The sequence below is a fragment of the Variovorax sp. P4_D9 genome (genome assembly GCF_056401695.1).
This window is the reverse complement of sequence record NZ_JBFUIU010000142.1, coordinates 1-15,055: the sequence shown is the minus strand read 5'-3', so window position 1 is coordinate 15,055 and position 15,055 is coordinate 1. Positions and strand designations below refer to the sequence as shown.

Genomic DNA, 15,055 nt, shown 5'->3' with positions numbered 1-15,055 from the left:
ATGCGGAAGGGCCAGCACTGGCCCATCTCGGGCGGCAGCGCGATCTGCGGGAACTCGGGAGTCAGCGTCTGCGTGAGGTCGATCACGCGGATGCGGCCGCTGGCCATCGCGCTCACCAGGCCGCCGAGGATCTCGGCGGCGGACATCAGTTCGGTTGTCGTCGTCATCGTGTTGCTCCTGATCTCAGCCACCACCGGCCGCGAGTTCGCGTTCGAGGATCTTCGGGTTGTCGCGCCAGCGCTCGAGCCACTCCTGCGCCACGTCGCCGGGGTAGACGTCCTCGACGCCGTCGCGCAGCGCCTTGACGATCGCGTTGGCCAGCGCGCTGCCCGCCAACTTGGGCGGCGGCGTGTGCTGGTTCCATTCGTCGTCGATCGGCCCCGGGAAGACGTTGATCACGCGGATGCCGGCGGGCCGCATCTCGGCGCGCAGGCACTGCGCGAGCGAATGGGCCGCGGCCTTCGACGCACTGAAGGTGCCGTGCGGCGGGAAGTTGCTGAGCGCGTAGATCGACAGCAGGTTGACCCAGGCCGTGGCGCCGGTCACGCCATCGGCCGAGCGGCCCTTGAGCGCCGGACCGAATTCCTGCGCCAGGCGCAGCAGGCCGAAGTAGTTGATGTCCATCTCAGCCTTGGCGACGTCGGTGCCGCGCCGCGATCCGATGCCGAAGCTGCGATGCACCTCGGCGTTGTTGATCACGATGTCAACCTTGCCGCCGATCTCGCCGGCCAGCTCGGTCACCGAGCGGCCATTGGTCAGGTCGAGCGGCACCAGCGTGACCTGCGGCAGCGCCGTAATGTCCTCGAGGCCGCCCATCTTCTTCCAGGGCTCGGCATGGCCGACCCAGACGATGTCGGCGCCGGCCTTGACCAGCGCGCGCACAATCGCCTGGCCGACCTCGGTCTTGCCGTCGGTCACCAGCACCTTGCGGAATTTCGGGTCGCTGGTCATTTCCCTCAGCATCTTGTCGTCGGCCATATGGGCGCTCCCTTCGTTCGGAAATCCAATCAATACCGCCTGCCCGGCGCGGTCAAGCCGGGCGCCCACGCGCACGCGCGCCGGTGCCTCGCCGACTTCGCCATGCAGATGGACCATCAACGTCGGCCCCACATCGAGCTGCACCAGGCCCAGCCGCCAGGGCAGCCGCTCGCGGAAGAACAGGTCGTTGCTGTGATGCAGCGTGGTGCTGCTGAGCAACTGCCCCTCGCCGCCCTGCTCGCGCCAGTGCAGGCGCGGCGACAGGCACTTGTGGCAGGCCTCGCGCGGCGGGTACTGCGCCGTGCCGCAGTCCTCGCAGGTCTGCAGCTCGAAGCGGCCTTCTGCGGCGGCGGCCGTGATACCCAAGGCCACGCGGCCGCGGGCCCAGGGCGGCAGGTTCATCTGCCGGGTGCGCAGCACCGGGTTCTTGCGCTTGGGGCGCATGAGCGGCATGGTCATGAAGTCCTCCCGAGAATTACCGCGCCGGTGCACAGGCAGCGGTCGTAAGTGACCATGCCGAAGCCGGCGACCAGCCCCAGTTGGGCATCCGGCACGGTACGAGGACCGGCTGTATCCGTCAGTTGCCTGATCGTCTCGGTCATGCCGAGAAAGCCCCCTGCGGCGCCGGCCTGCCCTGCGGAGAGCTGCCCGCCGCTGGTGTTGTTCGGAAAGCTGCCGTCGTGGGTCATCGTGTGCGAGCGCACGAAGGCCGAGCCCTCGCCCTTCTCGCAGAAGCCGAGGTCTTCGAACTGCATCATCACGATCACCGGGTAGTCGTCGTAGGTCTGGACGAAATCGATGTCGGCAGGCTGCACGTCGGCCTGGGCATAGAGGTCGTCGCGGTCCTTGCGCCAGCCGCCGCGCACCATCACCGGATCTTCCGAGTAGGCGTTGTGGCGTTCGATCGCACCGCGGATCACTGCATGTGGCAGGCCCAGGTCGCGCGCCTTCTCCTCGCTCATCACGAGGAAGGCCTCGGCACCCGCGCAAGGCATCACGCAGTCGAACAGATGGATCGGGTCCGAGATCGGCCGCGCGGCGATGTACTCGTCGAGCGTCAGCGGCTTCTTGAACATCGCATTCGGGTTCTTGAGCGCGTTGCTGCGCTGGTCGACGCAGATACGGCCGAAGTCCTCGCGCGTGGCGCCGAAAGTGCGCATGTAGTGCGCGGTGATCATCGCGAAGATCGAGTTCGGCCCGCCCGAGCCGTAGGGATAGGTGGCGTCGCGCGCAAAGTTGCTGAAGCTGCCCAGCGTCTGGCGGAAGGAATCCACGTGATTCGTGTCGGCCGCCACGCAAGCCACCACATCGGCGTCGCCAGCCTGCACCGCGCGCGCCGCGCGCCGCAGGCACATTACGCCCGAGGCACCGCCCGTGGGCATGTGGTCGAGCCAGCGCGGCGACAGGCCCAGGTGCTGCGTCACGCCGACCGCGGTGTCGGGCGCCAGCGAGAAGCTGCTGACGCAGAGGCCGTCGATCTGCTCCTTCTCGAGGCCGCTGGCCTGCACCAGCGCCTCCATCGCCTGGCCGAGGAACCAGTGGGCACCGAGCGTCGAATAGCGCTGGTAGGGCACGGTGACCGGCACCGCGACAGCCACGCCTTCGTAGGACAATCGCCTTGTCATGACTGCCTCTTCTTCATCGCGCGGGTGTCGATGCAATGCGCCTGCCCCGGCAGTGCATGCGCRAGTGCGCGCAGCTGCCCGCGCTGGATCTTCTGCGAGGCGGTGAGCGGCAGCGCGTCGACGAAGGCCACGTAGCCCGGCGCCTTGTAGTAGGCGAGCTGCGACAGCGCATGGTTGACGATGCTGGCCGCGAGCTGCTCCGGGGCGGACGCATCGGCGTCCTCGCGCATCACGATGCAGGCCAACACCTCGTCGCCACGCACCGCATCGGGCGTGGCAGCGACCGCAGAGGTCTTCACGGCGGGATGCTGATTCAGCACGCTCTCGACCTCGACGGCCGAGATGTTCTCGCCGCTGCGCCGGATCACGTTCTTCTTGCGGTCGACGAAATAGAAGTTGCCCTCGGCATCGCGGCGCACCATGTCGCCGGTGTGGAACCAGCCGCCGGCCCAGGCCTCGTGCGTGGCGGCCTCGTCCTTCAGGTAGCCCGAGAAGAAGTAGCGCTTCGGATTGACCCCCGCGGAGCGCACCAGCAGTTCGCCCGGCGTGCCGTCGGCGACGTCGTGGCCCTCGTCGTCGACCAGGCGGATCTCGACGAAATCCTCGCGGCGGCCGAAGCAGCTCGTGCCCATATGGCGCGGTTCGTGGTTGGCCATGACGCAGGCGGCGGCACCGGTCTCGGTCATTGCCCAGGCCTCGACCAGCGGGAAACCGAAGCGGGCCTCGAAGGGCGCGTGGTTCTTGCGGTCGACGCCTGCGCCAAAGCCCCAGCGGATCGCGTGCTCGCGGTCCGACGGCGCAGCGGGCGCGGCCAGCAGCATCGCCGGCATCACGCCGAGGTAGTGCGCGATGGTGGCCCGGCTCTCGCGCGCGCTCTGCAGCCAGCTGCTTGGATGGAAGCGGTCGAGTTGCACCAGGCAGCCGCCCGCGACCAGCACCACCATGGTCGAGAAGGCCATCGCGTTCACGTGGTTGAGCGGCAGCGGCGTGATGATGCGCTCGGCATCCGGGCGTACCTCGCACAGATCGCCGAGCTCCGCGTACCACTGGCCGGCGCGCAGGAAGTACGCATTGCTCAGCATGCAGCCCTTGGGTCGGCCCGTGGTGCCGGAGGTATAGAGCAGCGCGCATTCGGTCTGCAGGCCGATGGCCTCGGCGGCACGCGGCGCCGGCGCGGCGGCCGGCGGGACCGCATCGAAGTCGTCGGGCCCCATGGTCGCGAAGGCGATGCCGGCTTCCGCCGCCGCGGCCCGCAGGTCGGCCGCGCGTCCGGGAAGAGTGACCGCAAGGCCGATCTCGCTGTGCCCGATCAGGTAGCTCAGTTCGGCCGAGCGCATCTCGGCGTTGATCGGCACCACGCTCACGCCCAGTGCGTTGAGCGCGAACCAGTGGAGCAGGAAGGCCGGCCGGTTCTCCAGCAGCAGGCCGACGCGGTGGCCATGGCCGTAGCCGGCCTTCGCATATGCGGCGCGCAGGCGTTCAACTTCTGCCGCCGCCCGGCCCCAGAGGATCGCGCCGGAGGCGATGCCGTAGGCCCGGGCCGTGACCGACTCGGTGAACAGGAACTCGGCCTCGGGCGTGCGGCGGGCGCTCGCCGCAAAGGTATCGTGGACGGTGGCGTGCGACATGGCGTCCCTAGATGAACAGCTGCACCGCGGGCAGCGCCGCGTCGCAGTTGAGCAGGTTGACCCGCTTCTGCGTCATGCGCAGCGCGCCGTCCTGCAGCGTCAGGTGATGGAAGAAGGTGCCGACATAGAACTGGAGCTCATTGCCCTGCGATTCGGTGTAATGGAACTCGGTGCGCAGCACGAAGCGCTCTCCCTCGGCATCGAACGCCTCGACCGTCGGCGTCTGCAGCAGGTGATGGCAACGGCTCGGCGGCTGCTGCGAGAAGGCGCGCGGACTCTTGAGCCGCTCTATCCGCAGCTCGCGCAGCAGCTTGTCCTCGTACATGTGCGAGGTGTGGTTGAGGCCGTCTTCCTGGTCGGGCACCAGCGGCACCCAGTAGAAGGCATCGTCGGTGAAGAGCGCGTTCCACTCCTCGTAGCGCCTGGCGTCGAGCAGTCGCACCTCGTTGACCACGAAGTCGATCAGGTCCTGGCGGGTCGGTTCGGCCGGCATCACATCGTCTCCGTCATGTACTTCGCCCAGCTGCGGTATTGATTGCGCATCGGCAGCTCGCTGGTGCCAACCGTGGTGATCTCGCCGCCCGCCGTCTCCGACGGATCGAAATTGCGATGCAGGCTGACCCATTCGTTGCCGCTCGCATGCAACCCGGCCTGGATGCCGCGGTAGGCCTGAAGGTCGTCGTGGCCCACCACCGAGAAGGGCGAGTTGATCAGCCGGTTGTACATGGTCGTGCGCTGCAGCAGCTCGGGCGGCGCGCCCTTGAGGCGGAAGGTCCAGCTCTCGACCAGCGTCTTGTCGACCGCGATCGGCCGCACCACGCGGATCGCCTGGATCGCGCCCTTGATCGTGAGGTTCGGGTAATACACCGTGTTGTGCCGCGCCATGCCGAGGATCTGCGCGGTGCGCTCCTCGCCGTACTTGGCCTTCATCGCGTCGTCGTACGCCGGGATCGCCTTGTACTTGCTGTGGATGCTGAAGTTCACACCCGTGAAGCTGTGGCCGTTGTCGTAGGTGCGAACGCCCATGTCCTCGAAGAACTTGTAGTCCGACATGAAGGGCACGAACTGCTCGATCGCCATCGGCTTGGGCTCGTCCTCGGGCTTGCCGGCCCACATGCTCTTGGCGGTGCCGGCCGACGACTCGTGCGCCACCATCGGGTGCATCGTGTCGTTGAGGTTCTCCACGAACATCTTCCAGTTGCACTGGTRCACGAAGCGCAGGCAGCCGCCGGCGATCTCGAGCTCGCCCTCGGGCGAGCGGTCGGCCATGTTGTCGATCGAGCTCAGCGAGTCGCCGAAGTAGGCCTCGAAGTCGGGGCCGATATCGTTGATCTTGACGAAGATGAAGCCGCGATAGCTGCGCACGTTCCTGATCGTGGTCAGGCCCTTGGCCGATTCGCATTCGTGCAGCTGCGTGCCCTCGTAGCCGCTCTTGAGCGGGATCGACAGCAGCGAGCCGTCGGTCTTGAAGGTCCAGGCGTGGTAGGGGCAGCGGAAGAACTTGCCGGTGTTGCCGCAGGGCGCGCTCACCAGCCGCGAGCCCTTGTGGGCGCAGCGGTTCATCATCGCGCGCACCGAACCGTCGCTGTGGCGCACAATGATCAGCGGCCGCCCGGCGATCTCGGTGTTGATGTAGTCACCCGGCTTGGGCAGCTGGCTCTCGTGGCCGACGTAGTTCCAGGTGTTGGCGAAGAAGTGCTCCTGCTCCAGCTCAAACAGCTCGGCGCTGGTGTAGAGGTCGCGGTGCACGCGGTCGGGCTGCACCAGCGCGCGCACCGCTTCTGGGTTGCCTCGGTATGAAGTCATATTTCTTGCTCCTTCAGATGTCGAGCACCAGGCGCTGCCCCTTGGCGCGCGAGATGCAGATCTGCATGACATTGCCTTCGGCCTTCTCGCGCGCGGTCAGCACGTAGTCGCGGTGGTCGATCTCGCCTTCCATCACCGGCGTGGCGCAGACGCCGCACTCGCCGCGCTTGCAATCGAACATCGGGTCGCAGCCGTGCTCGATCAGGCAGTCGAGGATGCTCTGATCGGCCGGCACCGTGAAGCGCTGGCCGGACTGGGCCAGCTCGACCTCGAAGGCGTGGTCGCCCTCCTCCACAACCGGCGTCGTGAAGAGTTCGAAATGCACTCGGTCGTGGGTCCRGCCGCGGGCCTGGGTTTGCGCCAGCACGGCGTCGAGCATCAKCTTGGGCCCGCAGACGTAAAGCCGGTCGCCGGCCGGCATGCCGTCGAGCATGGCACCGATGTCGAAAGGTCCGCCCTGCTCGGCATCGGCATGCAGGCGCAGGTCGTCGCCGAGCAGCGCCTCGAGTTCCGGCACGAAGGCCATCAGGTCGCGGCTGCGGCCGGCATAGTGCATGCGCACCGGCAGGCCCTCGGCCCGGCGGCGCGTCGCCATGCTCGCAAGCGGCGTCACGCCGATGCCGCCGGCCAGCAGCACGGTGCCGCCCGGTCCGGTGTGCAGCGGGAAGTCGTTCTTGGGCGCCTCGATCGTGAGCGCATCGCCTTCGCGCAGCCGCTCGTGCATGAAGCGCGAGCCGCCGCGGCCCTCGGCCTCCTTGCGCACCGCGATCACATACTCGATCGGTGCGTCGGTGGCCTTGGCGTCGGCGGAAAAATTGATCAGCGAGTAGTGGCGCCAATCGTTCGAGCCATCGGGCAGCTCGACGCGCACTCGGATGTGGGCACCGGCGGCAAAACCGGGCAGCACGCCGCCCTCGGCCGGCCGCAGCCTGAAGGTCTTGATCAGCGGGTTCAGTTCGCGCGCCTCGGCGACGCGCAGTTGCAGGGTCAGGGGCTGGGCGGACATGGCAGGTCTTCCGTTGTTCAGGCGAGCGCGTGGCGGGCGAGCACGGCTTGCAGCTTGTTGCCGTGCTCGTCGGCCAGCGCGGCATCGCGCAGTTCGCGCAGGGTGGCGGGTGCGATCGCGGCGCCGGCGCGCTGCACCGCCGCCATCACGGTGTCGTAGTTGCGCAGGCCGCGCTCGTGGGTGTCGCTGTAGCCCTTGACCAGCCGCTGGCACTGCGCGATCTCGATCGCCAGTTCGGGATGGCGCGGTGCGATCTCGGCGATGCGCGTGAGCCATTCCTCGATGCGCCGGTTCTCCTCGGCGTAGCGCAGGGTCGAACGGCGCCAGCGCTTGCAGGCCGCCACCGCGCGCAACATCAGGTAGCCGTGCAGCGAGCTGGTCTGGATCACACGGCCCTTCTGCGTGAGGTGCTCGACCACCCGGCGCGGCAGGCGTGAATCCATCAGCCAGCGTCCGATGCCCGCCGGCAGCGTCTCGCAGATCTCCTGCAGCCGCGGATGCATGTACTCGTTGATCGCCAGCACCTGGCCGTCCTGCACGCGCGCCTCGCCGCGCACGCGGTCGAAACGGGACGACCGCGTCTTGAGGGCCGCGACGCGGGCCGTGTCCTCGTAGGACATCCACAGGGCCAGGTGGCGCGCGGTCTCTCGCAGCAGGCGGCCGTCGTCGTCGCTCGGCAGCGAGGCGACGGCGGCCATGCGGTCGAGGTACAGGCCGGCATAGTCGAGGTCCTGGTAGTCGATCAGCCGGCGCACGCCTTCGAGCAGGAAATTGTGAGCCGACGACGGAAAGTCTCGTTGCACACGCTCAACCAGCGCCCGCACCGCGGGATGGCGCGGCTGCGGCGCCGGCATGGCGGCTTCGGCCACGACGGCCTCGGGCTCCCGCTCGCCCTGCGCGCGCAGGTAGGCACCACCGAAGGCCTCGAGGCTGGGCTTGACGCCGACCCCGCCGCGCTCGATCGTGGCCTCGAACTGGGCCCGGCTGAAAGGCAGCACGCCGGCGCCCGCGAGCGCGCCGAACAGCACCGCGCTGATCACGCTGCCCGAGGCCTCCGCAGCCTGCGCCATGTCGAAACGGATGAAGCGCTTGGCGGCGCGCTCGGCATGCTTGAGCAGTTCGCTGCTGTCGACCCGGCCGTCGCCCAGCGCGCTCTTCTCGGCAATCGAGTAGACGCGGTGCGTCGAGGCGACCAGCGTGGTGCGGTCGCGCGTGACCAGCCCGCGCTGCACCGCACGGCCGGCTTCCATGAGTTCCGAGGCCAGCACGACGTCGACATCGCCCGGCAGCGGCATCAGCGCGAGCACCGGCCGGCCGCCGTCGGCTTCGGCCTGCGCCTCGGGGTACAGCTCGACGTAGTAGATGGTGGCGCCGGTGCGCTGGGCCACGCCCGGCACCGAGGTGGTCTGCGCCAGGTAGCCGTTGGCCTCGCCCATGTCGACGATCCAGTCGGCCAGCACGCCGCCGCCCTCGCCGCCCATGGCGAGAATTGCAATCTTGATAGGTTGTGCGCGCATCGTGGTCCGTTCAGAAAGCATAGGCCGCGCGKCGCTTGGCCTCGCCCTTTTGCAGCCAGCCGATGACCCGCGCGCGGAGGCTTTCGCGCAACAGGTCCCAGCGGCTCGGGTTGCTCACGATCTGCGCCTTGTAGAACGACGGGCAGAGCACCGCTGCATGCGAGACCTCGCCGCAGACGCCGCAGCCGACGCAGCTGTCGAGCACGGTCGCCACCGGGTCGGTGCGCAGCGGATCGGGGTTCGGCTTGATCGACAGCGACGGGCAGCCGGACAGCCGGATGCAGGAGTGGTCGCCGGTGCAGGTGTCGGAGTCGACGCCGAACTTCTCGCGCACCATGCGCTTGCCGTCTGCGATCGCCTTGCGCACCAGCGGCTTCTCGCGGCGCTGCCGGTTCAGCATGCATTCCGACTGCGCGATCAGCACCTTCGGTCCCTTCTCCTTGGTCGTCAGCGCGTCCTTCAAGGCATCGCGCATGCCGGCGACGTCGTAGGTGCGGCGCAGCGTCCGCACCCACTTGACGCCGACGCCGCGCACCGCGCGCTCGATTGCGTGGCCGGTGCTACGGGTCGCATTGTTCGCATTCGACGACAGGATGTCCTGCCCGCCGGTGGCGGAGGTGTAGTTGTTGTCGACCACGATGGTCAGGTTGTCGCTGCGGTTGAAGACCGCGTTGGCGACGCCGCTGGTCAGGCCGTTGTGCCAGAAGCCGCCGTCGCCCATCACCGAGATCGCCCGCTTGCCTGCCGGCGCATTGAGCGCCGACGCGCCGGCGCCGCCGAGCCCGTAGCCCATGGTCGTGTTGCCGATGTTGAAGGGCGGCAGGATCGAGAACAGGTGGCAGCCGATGTCGGCGCTCACGTGGTGCGCACCAAGCTCGCGTTCGACCAGCTTCATGGCGCTGAAGATCGGCCGCTCGGGGCAGCCGGTACAGAAGCCCGGCGGTCGCGCATGCACGCTGTCGCCCAGCGGAAGCGAGGGCTCGGGCGCGGCGTCGACGCCGATCGCGGCGACTTCGGTCAGCGGGATCACCTTGCGCACCGGCGCCGGGACCGGCAGCGGCTGCAGCCGCTCGTAGCGCTCGCAGAAGACGCGCGCGCCCTTCAGCAGTTCGGCCGCCGTGTACTCGCCGGCAACCGGCAGCATGTCCTTCCCGTGCAGCACGGTCGTCGAACCGGCCTGGCGCAGGATGGTCGCCAGGTTCTGCTCGACGAAGTTGGGCTGGCCTTCTTCGACCACCAGCACCGCGCGCTTGCCTTCGCAGAAGCGCAGCACCTCGCTCTCGATCACCGGGTAGGCGACGTTCATGACGTAGAGCGGCACCTTGGAGTTGCCGTAGACGTCGGCGAGGTCGAGGCGCTCGAGCGCGCGCAACATCGTGTTGTAGCTGCCGCCCTGGACGATGATGCCGATGTCGTCGGCGCCTTCGGAGAAGAACTCGTTGAGCCCGCGCTCCTCGATGAACTTGACCGCGGCGGGCCAGCGCTCGCGCACCTTCTCCTGCTCGTGGACGAAGCTGGCCGGCGGCAGCACGATGCGGCCGACGTCGCGCTGCGGATTCTCGAGCGCGTCCTGCAGCGTGAACTTGGCGCGCTTGTTGTCGCCGGCGATGAAGTGGCCGTGCACATGGCAGGCGCGGATGCGCAGTTGCAGCATCACCGGCGTGTGGCTGGCCTCCGACAGCTCGAAGCCCTGCTTCACGGCCTCGACGATCGATGGCAGGTTGGGCCGCGGATCGAGCAGCCAGATCTGCGACTTCATCGCGAAGGCATGGCTGCGCTCCTGCATGATCGAGGAGCCCTCGCCGTAGTCCTCGCCGACGATGATCAGCGCGCCGCCGGTCACGCCGCCCGAGGCCAGGTTGGCCAGCGCATCGGAAGCCACGTTGGTGCCGACCGTGGCCTTGAAGGTCACGGCGCCGCGCAGCGGATAGTTGACCGAGGCCGCCAGCGTCGCCGCGGCGGTGGCCTCGCTGGCGCTGTTCTCGAAGCGGATCCCATGGTCGGCCAGAATGTCCTGGGCATCGGCCAGCACGTCCATCAAATGCGAGATCGGGGCGCCTTGGTAGCCGGCGACGTAGGACACGCCGGATTCCAGTAAGGCCTTGGTGACTGCCAGAATGCCTTCACCCCGAAACACGTCACCGCCGGAAAGCCGGAGCTTCTTCACCTCTTCGACGAACGATCGCTCTGCCATGGTGTTCCTTCATTCTTGGGACTGCGCGGGCCACTATCGGCACCGCGGTCTCTATAATGTTGACAACTGAATGTATTCACAATCATGAATACCCCTAGACAAGCAAGCAGCGTGCCCGCCACGAGTCAGGGGCCGTTCAGGGAAGAGGCGACCGCCCCGAGCCACCGCTTCGTCGACGACTACCTGCCTGCGCTGCTGGCGCAGGCGAGCCAGCTGATCTCTTCGGAGTTCCATCGGGTGGCGCGCCAGCATGGCTTCTCGGTCTCCGAATGGCGTGTGATGGCCTCGCTGGCCGGCGGCCAGGCCATCAGCATCGGCGCGCTGGCGCAGGTCACGGTGACCAAACAGCCGACCGTGACGCGGCTGCTCGACCGCATGGAAGCGCGCGGCCAGATCGAGCGCCTGCCCCATGACAGTGATCGGCGTGTCACTCTGGTGCGCATCACGCCCCAGGGCACCCAGGCTGTGGAGCACCTGATGGAGCTGGCGCGCGAGCACGAGCGGCGGGTGCTCGAGCCCTTCGGCCTGGAGCGCGCCGAGGAACTCAAGCGAACGCTGCGCCACATCATTGCGCTGCATGCGCGTGCGCCGGGCGAGGCAGTCGAAGACGACGAGTGAGGCGCCGTCGGCTCGGCGCTCAGCGACGGGGCACCAGCACGGCGCGGCCGCGATGGCCGCGCTGGGCGATCCAGTCCATGGCCGCCGCAGCCTCTTCCAAAGCGAAGGATTGGGTGTCGAGGCGGAGGCGGCCGTCGGCCAGCCGCTCGAGCAACTGCGGCGCCGCCGCCCGGCCGGCGGCTTCGCGGCGGAACATGTTGAGCGGCAGCAGCGCGACGTCGCGCTGCAGGAAATGCGCGAGGTCCAGCGTCAGCGCGTTGCCTGCGGTGTAGCCGACCAGCACCGCCCGACCGCCGGCCTCCACCCGCGGGAGGGCGGCGGCCAATACCGGCCCGCCGACGGTGTCGACCAGCAGGTCCACGGACACCGAGGCCAGTGCCGCGGACGGATCGTCACCGAGCACGACAACCTGCGCCGCAGCCGGCATCGCCTGCGCCTGCGCCGCATCGCTCACCACCGCCGTGACGTCCGCACCGGCATCGAGCGCCAGTTGCACCAGCAGCGAGCCGACCGCACCGGTCGCGCCCGTCACCGCCACGCGCTCGCCGGCGCGCAGTCGCGCGACCTCGTGCAGCGCGACCCAGGCCGAAGTGCAGGGCGAGAAGAAGGCCGCGCCGAGGGTCGCGGGCACCGCATCGGGCAGCAGGCCCAGCGCCTCGTCGGGTGCATCGATCAGCTCGCACCAGGTGCCATCGAACAGCGTGCCCAGGCCGCTGCCGCGCAGCCACACACGTTGCCCTTCCGTATGGCGGGTACTTGCAACGACGACACCCGCGGCCTCGACGCCCGGCGTGTAGGGAAAGGGCGGATGCTTCAAGAAGCTGCCGCGCCAGACGGTGCGGTCGATGTGGCCGACAGTGGCGGCCTCCATGCGCACGATCGTGCGGCCCGGCAGCAAGGACGGCTCCGCCACCTGCGCCAGCACAGGCGGGGCGTTGAAGGCGTGCACGCGCACCGCTTTCATGCGCGCGTCTCCAGGAAGGCGAGCACCGCGGCAGCGAAGGCCTCGGGCATCTGGTCGGGCAGCGGCACCATGCCGCCCGCGATGTCGACGATGCGCGCCTGCGGCAGCTCACGCTGCAGTTCGGCCGCATGAGGCGAAGCGAAGGGGTCGTCGGTGGCGCGCAGGATCAGCACCGGCTGCCGCACGCGATGGATGCGCGCTTCCATCCGGTAGGCGGCGACCGCGCGATGCCCGTCCTCGGGGCTGCCGCTGGCCTTGAGCGCATCGCGCACGAAGGCCTCCAGCAGTTCGGGGCGCCCGGCCGGATAGAAGCCCTGGCGGCGCTGCCACAGCGCGGCCAGGTGGCTGCCGTCGTCGCTGGGCGCAACCTCGTCGATCGGCGGCCGCGCGGCACGCGCGCGCCGGAAGCCCTGGTCGGTGAAGGGCGTGGACGACAGCACCAGGCTGCGCACCCGCTCGGGGAAGGCGGCCGCGATCTCGACCGCGATCACGCCGCCCGTGTGGTGGCCGACGATATCGGCCCGCGCGATGTGCAGCGCGTCCAGCAGTTCGGCCGCGACCCGGGCCCAGCCTTCGATGCTCGCCGGCCCGTCGGTCGCCGCCGAGTCGCCGAAGCCGGCGGTGTCCATCGCGATCGCACGACAGCGCGCGCCAAGAAGAGGCAGCACCTCGCGGTACTCGGTCCAACTGCGTGGCGACTGGTGCAGCAGAAGCACCGGCGGCGCCTGGGCGTCGCCGCATTCGGCGTAGTGCACCTGGCCCACCGACAGATCGGCGAAGGCGCGCCGGATCTTCATGCCAATGTCTCGGCGGCAGGCGGCTGCCAGAGCCCGGCATGCTTGAGCATGCCCAGCGTGCGCGACAGCACGTCGCGGCGGTAGGCGCCGACGTCGCGCCCTTCGTAGTCGTAGAAGCCGCTGCCGCTCTTCAAGCCGAGCCGACCTTCGTCGACCATCCGGTCGACGATCGCTGGCGCGGTGTAGCGCGCCTTGTCGATCGAGTCCGACATCTCGCGGCTCGCATGATGCAGGATGTCGCAACCGCCGAAGTCAATGAACTCGACCACGCCGAGCGCCGCGAAGCGCAGCCCGAGGCCGTAGCGCGTGGCCTTGTCGATCTCTTCCGCGGTGGCGGCGCCCTCCTCGATCATGCGGGCCGCCTCGTTCATCACCAGCGCCTGCAGCCGCGGCACGATGTAGCCGGGCGTGGCGCCGCAGACCACCGGCAGCTTGCCGATGGCCTCCATGATTGCCTTGGTGCGCGCCAGCACGGCCGGGTCGGTGCCCGGATGGCAGCTCAGCTCGACCACCGGGATCACGTAGGCCGGGTTGAGCCAGTGCATGTTGAGAAAACGCTCGGGCTTGTGCACGAGCGCCGCCAGCTGCGTCACGAGGATGCTGCTGGTGGTCGATGTGATGATCGCGTCGTCGCGGCAATGGCGGTTGAGCCATTCGAAGGCCTCGCGCTTGGCTTCGATGGTCTCGGGCACGCCTTCGAACAGCAGTTCGGCGGCGGCCAGCGCCGCCGGCGCATCCGCTGCGTTCACGAACTCGACCCGCGCAGCGATCGCCGCGACCTGTTGCGCATCGATCACGCCGAGCTGGGCCAGCCCCGCGAGACTGCCTTCGATCTCGGCCCGCGCCTCGCTGCGCAGCTTGTGCCAGGCCTCGCCACTGCGGACGCGAAGGTCGACCAGCGAAATGCGATGGCCCGCATAGGCGAAGGCGATCGCGATGCCGCGGCCCATGCGGCCCGCGCCGACGGCGGCGAAGCGAGGCAGCTCAGTCGCCATCGTGCAGTCTCTGCTTGAGTTGAGCCGCGGTCAGGCCGGCGAGGCCGAGCGTCTCGAGCGTGCGCGGTCCGCGGCGCAGATCGCGGCCGAGGAAGCCTCCGACGATGGCCAGCAGCCCGTGCGCGATCGGCGCATCGACGCCGACGAAGCGCGCGGTCGAGGCCAGGAAGGCCAGGCCGAGCTCGGTGTCCTCGGTGATGTAGCGGTGCGTATGAAGGTCGATCTTCTCGCGCCAGTCGCCCGACTTCACCAGCTGCTTGTGGGCGTCGCCGTACATCCACTGGTCGTTGTTGTAGTGGTCGGCCAGCGGATAGTGCTTCGCCCCCTGACCCAGCGCCTCGCGCACCGCGATGCGCTCCTGGTCGAGCCTGTCGGTGACGTCGCGCACCGCGGGCTGCGTGCCTTCGTTGTGGATGTCCCAGCGCTCGAAGTGCTGCAGCGGCGCGGCGTTCATCACCATCAGCGGCGGGTGGATCACCGGACCGGCGTTCATCAGTGCGCCGGAGAGCGCATCGCCGCAGCCATGCACGCTCGGGTAGGCCTTGCTGATGACCTCGATCGCCTGCTGTTCCTTGCGCGCCGGATAGACACCAGTCGGCAGTCGGATGGCGCGGATCGTCACGTTCACCTCGCGCTCGCCGTGCTTGCGCGCGAGGTAAGGCAGCGTGCCGGTCTCGGCCCAGGCGACATCAGCACGGTTGCCGGCCTCGGCCACCCGGCGCGCCATCACGTAGCTGCCGAAGGTGCCCGGCGGCAGGAACACCACCTGGCCGTCGACCAGGTGCGGCGCCATCGCGCGGGCGATGTCTTCCTGTGCGATGGCCGGGGTCGGGATCACGATCAACTCGGCATCGCGCAAGGCGGCACCGATGTCGGCGGTGGCCAGCGCGATCTTCACGTCGCGGCTGCCGTCGGCATCCTTCAGCG

At 68.8% G+C, this 15,055-nt stretch carries 13 protein-coding genes and 1 pseudogene; 1 reads left to right on the top strand and 13 read right to left on the bottom strand.

The window, feature by feature from the left end; all coding sequences use genetic code 11:
- From AC1DY5_RS17210 to AC1DY5_RS17170, 9 genes and pseudogenes are all read right to left on the bottom strand, one after another.
- Nucleotides 1–167: pseudogene (locus tag AC1DY5_RS17210) on the bottom strand (cyclase family protein); the annotation flags it as partial.
- 16 nt (nt 168–183) lie between these two features.
- Complete coding sequence (locus tag AC1DY5_RS17205) at nt 184–1,437, bottom strand: SDR family NAD(P)-dependent oxidoreductase (protein WP_478113242.1); 1,254 nt, start codon at nt 1,435–1,437, stop codon at nt 184–186.
- On the bottom strand, nt 1,434–2,603 hold the full coding sequence (locus AC1DY5_RS17200; RefSeq protein ID WP_478113240.1) for a thiolase family protein: 1,170 nt from the start codon (nt 2,601–2,603) through the stop codon (nt 1,434–1,436). The genes AC1DY5_RS17205 and AC1DY5_RS17200 overlap by 4 nt, the downstream gene beginning before the upstream one ends.
- On the bottom strand, nt 2,600–4,231 hold the full coding sequence (locus AC1DY5_RS17195) for an AMP-binding protein (RefSeq protein WP_478113238.1): 1,632 nt from the start codon (nt 4,229–4,231) through the stop codon (nt 2,600–2,602). The genes AC1DY5_RS17200 and AC1DY5_RS17195 overlap by 4 nt, the downstream gene beginning before the upstream one ends.
- A 7-nt stretch (nt 4,232–4,238) precedes the next feature.
- Complete coding sequence (locus AC1DY5_RS17190) at nt 4,239–4,724, bottom strand: aromatic-ring-hydroxylating dioxygenase subunit beta (protein ID WP_478113236.1); 486 nt, start codon at nt 4,722–4,724, stop codon at nt 4,239–4,241.
- Nucleotides 4,724–6,037, bottom strand: coding sequence for an aromatic ring-hydroxylating dioxygenase subunit alpha (locus tag AC1DY5_RS17185; protein ID WP_478113234.1), 1,314 nt, complete (start codon nt 6,035–6,037; stop codon nt 4,724–4,726). Before AC1DY5_RS17185 ends, AC1DY5_RS17190 begins: the two co-directional genes overlap by 1 nt.
- A 13-nt stretch (nt 6,038–6,050) precedes the next feature.
- Nucleotides 6,051–7,043, bottom strand: a complete 993-nt coding sequence (locus tag AC1DY5_RS17180) for a PDR/VanB family oxidoreductase (protein ID WP_478113232.1) — start codon at nt 7,041–7,043, stop codon at nt 6,051–6,053.
- 17 nt (nt 7,044–7,060) lie between these two features.
- Nucleotides 7,061–8,560: an indolepyruvate oxidoreductase subunit beta family protein gene (locus tag AC1DY5_RS17175; protein WP_478113230.1), complete on the bottom strand. Its 1,500-nt coding sequence runs from the start codon at nt 8,558–8,560 to the stop codon at nt 7,061–7,063.
- A 10-nt stretch (nt 8,561–8,570) separates the two neighbouring features.
- Nucleotides 8,571–10,754 (bottom strand): thiamine pyrophosphate-dependent enzyme, encoded by a 2,184-nt coding sequence (locus tag AC1DY5_RS17170; protein WP_478113229.1) that lies wholly within the window; start codon nt 10,752–10,754, stop codon nt 8,571–8,573.
- A 111-nt stretch (nt 10,755–10,865) separates the two neighbouring features.
- Here AC1DY5_RS17170 and AC1DY5_RS17165 point away from each other — a divergent pair, with 111 nt between their 5' ends.
- Complete coding sequence (locus tag AC1DY5_RS17165) at nt 10,866–11,372, top strand: MarR family winged helix-turn-helix transcriptional regulator (RefSeq protein WP_478113228.1); 507 nt, start codon at nt 10,866–10,868, stop codon at nt 11,370–11,372.
- 19 nt (nt 11,373–11,391) lie between these two features.
- On the opposite strand, the gene AC1DY5_RS17160 is transcribed toward AC1DY5_RS17165, so the two are convergent.
- From AC1DY5_RS17160 to AC1DY5_RS17145, 4 genes are all read right to left on the bottom strand, one after another.
- Nucleotides 11,392–12,336 (bottom strand): quinone oxidoreductase family protein, encoded by a 945-nt coding sequence (locus AC1DY5_RS17160; protein WP_478113226.1) that lies wholly within the window; start codon nt 12,334–12,336, stop codon nt 11,392–11,394.
- A complete protein-coding gene (locus AC1DY5_RS17155; RefSeq protein ID WP_478113225.1) occupies nt 12,333–13,133 on the bottom strand; it encodes an alpha/beta fold hydrolase in 801 nt (266 codons plus the stop codon). The genes AC1DY5_RS17160 and AC1DY5_RS17155 overlap by 4 nt, the downstream gene beginning before the upstream one ends.
- Nucleotides 13,130–14,128, bottom strand: coding sequence for a 3-hydroxybutyryl-CoA dehydrogenase (locus AC1DY5_RS17150; protein ID WP_478113224.1), 999 nt, complete (start codon nt 14,126–14,128; stop codon nt 13,130–13,132). Before AC1DY5_RS17150 ends, AC1DY5_RS17155 begins: the two co-directional genes overlap by 4 nt.
- The coding region (locus tag AC1DY5_RS17145) for an NAD/NADP octopine/nopaline dehydrogenase family protein (RefSeq protein WP_478113222.1) at nt 14,118–15,055 on the bottom strand (938 nt) is incomplete at its 5' end. The genes AC1DY5_RS17145 and AC1DY5_RS17150, both read right to left, overlap by 11 nt.

What these genes read in the sequence shown, in the direction of transcription:
- AC1DY5_RS17160 (WP_478113226.1), bottom strand. Translation starts at nt 12,336, where the DNA reads ATGAAAGCGGTGCGCGTGCACGCCTTCAACGCCCCGCCTGTGCTGGCG.
- AC1DY5_RS17150 (WP_478113224.1), bottom strand. Translation starts at nt 14,128, where the DNA reads ATGGCGACTGAGCTGCCTCGCTTCGCCGCCGTCGGCGCGGGCCGCATG.
- AC1DY5_RS17200 (WP_478113240.1), bottom strand. Translation starts at nt 2,603, where the DNA reads ATGACAAGGCGATTGTCCTACGAAGGCGTGGCTGTCGCGGTGCCGGTC.
- AC1DY5_RS17175 (WP_478113230.1), bottom strand. Translation starts at nt 8,560, where the DNA reads ATGCGCGCACAACCTATCAAGATTGCAATTCTCGCCATGGGCGGCGAG.
- AC1DY5_RS17190 (WP_478113236.1), bottom strand. Translation starts at nt 4,724, where the DNA reads ATGCCGGCCGAACCGACCCGCCAGGACCTGATCGACTTCGTGGTCAAC.
- AC1DY5_RS17155 (WP_478113225.1), bottom strand. Translation starts at nt 13,133, where the DNA reads ATGAAGATCCGGCGCGCCTTCGCCGATCTGTCGGTGGGCCAGGTGCAC.
- AC1DY5_RS17205 (WP_478113242.1), bottom strand. Translation starts at nt 1,437, where the DNA reads ATGACCATGCCGCTCATGCGCCCCAAGCGCAAGAACCCGGTGCTGCGC.